Annotated in this window: 2 protein-coding genes; both read right to left on the reverse strand. The window is 77.2% G+C overall.

Annotated features, from left to right (window positions below; translation table 11 throughout):
- Positions 1–851 precede the first annotated feature (851 nt).
- Positions 852–1352: a hypothetical protein gene (locus ABEA77_RS33575; protein ID WP_345655921.1), complete on the reverse strand. Its 501-nt coding sequence runs from the start codon at positions 1350–1352 to the stop codon at positions 852–854.
- A gap of 625 nt (positions 1353–1977) precedes the next feature.
- Positions 1978–3336 (reverse strand): hypothetical protein, encoded by a 1359-nt coding sequence (locus ABEA77_RS33580; RefSeq protein ID WP_345655923.1) that lies wholly within the window; start codon positions 3334–3336, stop codon positions 1978–1980.
- Positions 3337–4674: the final 1338 nt, after the last annotated feature.

Consider the following 4674-nt stretch of genomic DNA (forward strand, 5'->3'; position numbering starts at 1 on the left):
TACGCCGGGTAACCCCCTGGCCTTCGGCCAGGGGACTCGGGCCTTCGGCCCTTCGCGGGTGCGTACGGGTAACTCCCGTGCTTCGCACGGGAGTTGGCGGGGCCTCCGGCCCCGCTCCCGGCCTCCGGCCGGGTGGCGCGGGCTGCGCCCGCGCTGGTGGGTGGGGGCGGGGCGCTCCGCGCCCCTTGGGTGGGTTGGGGTGCTCAACTCCGGCGCTGCGCGCCGGTGTTGGGGGGTGGGTTCGGATTGTTTGCGTTTCGGATTGGTTGGAGCGCTTCGCGCTCCGGTTACGTGGGGTGATGGGTCGGGGGTGTCGTTCTGATCTTGGTGTGGAGCGCTCCGCGCTCCTGGGTGTGCGGGTTGTTCGGGGTGCCGGGGAGGGCTCGCTTCGCTCGGCGGCGAGGGGCGGGGGTGGTGTGGGTTGTCGGGTGCCGGCCGGGGCGGTGTCGGGCGTCGGTGTGGCGGAGCGTGATGTCGAATGACGTCATTGGGCACCGATTTGAGTAGGGGTCACTCGTGCGTGCTCTCTGTGTTGTTGGGAGAAAACGCAGGTCAGGGTATGCGCCAGGTAGAAATGTGATTCTCGTCACGTGCTACTGTGTCTCACTTTGCAAAGTACAAAGTCCCGGCTGGCGCCTCTGTTTGACGGGCCGTTGCCCGCTGACTGCTCGCGGGTAGGGGCTCCCTGGTGCGGACTCGGCGAGCGAGGCGCAGCGCGGTGGTGGCGGCTGGTGCTCGTCGTCGGCCAGGGCGTGCGGGTGGTGCGCCTCTGGCGGGCCTGCGGGGGTGCCGGAGGGGCCTTCGGCCCGAACGGGCGGCGGTTCGCGATCAGCTGCGTACGGGCGGCCGGTTCAGGGGTGCCGGCCGAGGGTGGGCAGCCCGGCCGAGGTGGCCCGCACGCTGCGGCCGCGGCGGGTGGCGCGGCCTTCCTTCAGGATCCGGCGGGCCCTGGCGCGCCACAGCTGGGCCTGCTCTGCGCGGCCGGCCTCGCGGTGTACCGCGGCGACGCGCAGCGTGGCGGCGCGGGTGCGGGCGGCCAGGAGCTCGGCGACGGGGGCGAGGGGGCCTTCGGCCCGTACGGCTCCTCGCAGGCACAGCACGAGGCGCCGTTCCGGGCCGGCGTCGCCGAGGGCACGCACGTACACCCGCGCCCGGCTGCGGCCGGTGGCGATCTCGGCGAGGCGCTCCAGCTCCGGCCAGGTGCAGGGCAGCAGGACGTCCTCCGGCACCGCGTGCGGGGCCGGCCGCCAGGACGCCGCCCGCACGTTGTTGTCCTCGCGGCGTACCCGTACGCCGATCACCGGCCAGGGCGCGCCGGTCAGCGCCGGGTGCCGGATCTCGTCCTGGGTCACCTGTCCTCCGCCCCCTTCGGATCGCCTCACCGCAGTATCGCCGCCGGGCCCCGCCCCGGGCGGCGGGTTGGCGGACGTCCGCCCGGGGGTGGGCGCGGGGTGTTGCCGCTCCCCGGGCAGCACCGGCCGGCGTGGGCGCCTGGACGACGACGTCGACGGGCCGGCCAGCACCAGGGCTACGGCGGCCGGAAAGCGGCGCGGGGCCGGCGCGGCGGGGTGAAGCCGTACGGGGGCCGGGCGTCAGGGGGCTGTGGCCGGCGCGCGCGGCCGGGCGGGCTCGCATCAGGGTTTACGCAGGTCACAGGGGGGACACCACGGCTCGGTGCGCGTCGCGGCTCAAGCCCGGCAGATCGGGGCGCAGCTCGGCGAGGCGGGCGAGGGCGCCGAGGGCCGGCGGGGCCTCCAGCGGGGCGGCGGGCTCGACGAGGCGCAGCTGCGGGGAAGGCGCCGGTCAGAGCGCGGGCGGTGTCGGTGTCGGTGGCGGCACGGACGCGGCGCTCGCCGGTGGGCGGGGCGCAGCGGCGGCATGGGGCGAGCGGGGCGGAGGCACCGGCCGGGGCCGGCGTCTCGTGCCCTCGGGCGGCCGGCGGGCGCGCTGTACGGGGCCCGCCGGGGCGGCGGCGGGTCAGTCGGCCTCGGCCGCCCCGGATACTGCTGGTGTGTCCTCCTGGGCCTGCGGCGGGTGCTCGGCGAGGATCTGCTCGAGCACCTTGTAGAACGCGTCCGCCCGTGCGCTGGCCGGGCCGCCGAGGGCCTCTCGCCCGGTGGTCATCAGCAGCAGCCAGTGCGCGCCGGTCATCCGCATCCGCTCGGCGGCCCGGACCGCGGACAGCACACGACGCTGCTCCTTCGCCTTCAACGGGCCCCGTACCGGCGTCACCAGCTGGTGCGCGGCGCCCCGCAGCGCCTGACGCAGATGCAGCGGCACCTCCTCCCACACCTCGTCGTCCGGGCCCGGGAGCAGCAGCCCACGGGCGGCCCCCGCCTCCGCGGGCACCCGGGGCACGGCCCGCGCCGCCGCCCGGGGCTCCGCCTCCCCCGCCAGCGCTTCCTCCGGCCCTGCCGGCTCCGCCGACGCGGGTTCCGGCGCTGCACTGCCGGCCACGTCCGCCACTTCCTCGGCCGGCTCGCCGGCGGCAGGAGGCTCGGCGGTGGCAGGAAGCTCCGGGACGGCCGGCGCGAGGTAGTCGGCCACCACCTGCTCCAGGACCTCGAAGACCTTCCGCGCCCGCTCGCTGCGCGCGCTGCCGTACGACTCCCTCGCCGCGGCCAGCAGCACCAGCCAGTGCCGGCCCGCCAGCCTGCGGGCCGCGGCGGCCCGCAGCGCGTACCGCACCGGTGCGTTCCCCTTCTCCCGCAACACCGGCGGCTCGGGGCTCATCAGCCGCTGCGCAGCCTCCTGCAGGTGCGTCCGCAGATGCATCGGGACCGACTTCCACACCCCGTCGTCCGGGCCCGGGAGCAGCAGCCCCCGGGCGGGGCCGGCCTCGACCCGGACCGGACCGGCGCTCTCACCGCCCCCGCCGCCGGCCCGCTCCCCGGCCCCCGCCGCCGCAGCCACCGGCGACGTCCGACCCCCGCCCTCCTGCCCGGTGCCGTCCTGCCCGGTGCCGTCCTGCCCGGTGCCGTCCTGGCCCTCGTCGGCGAGGCCGTCCGCCGGCACCCCAGGCCCTTCCGGCTCCTCGCCGCACCCGCCCCCACGCACATGAGCAGCCAGCCCCGCCGGCGTCCCGGCGTACGCGCACCGCTCGCACCGCACCCATCCCGCCGACTCGACCGCCTCCCGGACCACCGAGCGCTCCGGCCCGAACCCCGCCTCGACCAGCCGCTGCGGCAGGCTCAGCCCTCCCTCGACCGCGCGCAGCGCACCGGCGGCCGTGATGTCGTGCCCGAGCATGAACCACCGGCCGATCCCCGCCTCCCCGCCACAGCCGCAGAAACAGTCACCCGTCGGCAGCAGCCGCTTTTCCCTCGTCTCCGTCACAGTCCCGGGACCCTAGCGGCCCCGGAAACCCCTCATCAGCACATCCGGCCACAGTGACCGGAAGTGACCGAAAGAGACCGCACAACACCCGTGCATGACCAGCACACATCACCCGCGTGCCACCACAACACGGTGCATGAGCATGGGGCAGCCGCGCGGGGAACCAGCACCGCGTACCGGCACAGCAGACCAGGACGGCAGACCGGCACGGCAGAGCAGCGAGGGAGACCAGCACGGCGGGCAGGCGTGGTCACGTGCTCGGTAGATGAGCACGGCAGGAGAGCGCGGTGAAACAGCGCGCTGTTACAGCGCGCTCGGAGGGCTTGACCAGGCGCTCGTCGTTCCGGAGCGACGGAGAACCCCACCGACAAAACCCCTCCCCCGACGGCGGCCGGGCGGACCGCGCGACGCGGCGGGGCCGGACGGGCCGACGGCCGGACGGGCCGACGGCCGTACGGGCGGGACGGCAGGACCCGGCGGGGCGACGGCCGTACGGGCGGGACGGCAGGACCCGGCGGGGCGACGGGCGCGGGCGGGCCCCGCACGAGCGAAGGGCGACGGCGACGCGGCCGGCACGGGCGGCCGAGGGCCGCGCGCGGGCGCGACGGCGGCGGGACGGCGGCGGGACGGCGGACGGCGACGGGCGTACGGACGGCGGGCGTACGGACGGCGGGGCACGGCGGCGGCGCGGCGGCCGTACGAGGGCCGGGGCGAGGACGGCGGCGCGGCGGGCGGCTGCGCGGGGCAGCGGCGCGGCGGGGTGCGGTCCGGCGACGGGCGGCTCGGCGTACGACGGCGGGACAGCGGCGGAGGCAAGCGGCCGGTCCTGGACGCCATCGGACAGTTCTGGACGGCACTGGACGGCACTGGACGGGCCGGACCGCGGACAGCAGCCCGCGACGGGCGGGCCCCGTACGGCGGCAGACGGCTCGGCGGCAGGCGCGGGGCGTACGGGCGCGGGGCGTACGGGCGGCGACATCGCGACGGCGGAGGCGGGCACGGGCACCCAGGGGCGCAGCGGCGGCCCGCGGCGGAGGCGGTGCGGTCCGGCACCAGGGGCGCGGGCGGGACGGGCTCGACGGCAGGCGCACGGCCGGCAGCGCCCGGGGCGGCGGGTCCACCCTCGTCGGGGCCGGACCACCCTCCCCCCTTCCCCTCCCGGCCACCGAACAACGCCGGACAATCCCCTCACCAGCACAAACCCCAGGGGCACGACGACGGCGGACGCACGGCCGGCAGCGGCGGCAGGCGAGCCCGGAGCGGCGGCCGTACGGGCACGGTGGCGGGGGGTGCCTCTATGTCGTTCGTCAATCTCGCGCTGCCGGTTTCGCTGGTGTT

The organism is Streptomyces tremellae, assembly GCF_039540215.1.
Classification (GTDB): domain Bacteria; phylum Actinomycetota; class Actinomycetes; order Streptomycetales; family Streptomycetaceae; genus Streptomyces; species Streptomyces tremellae.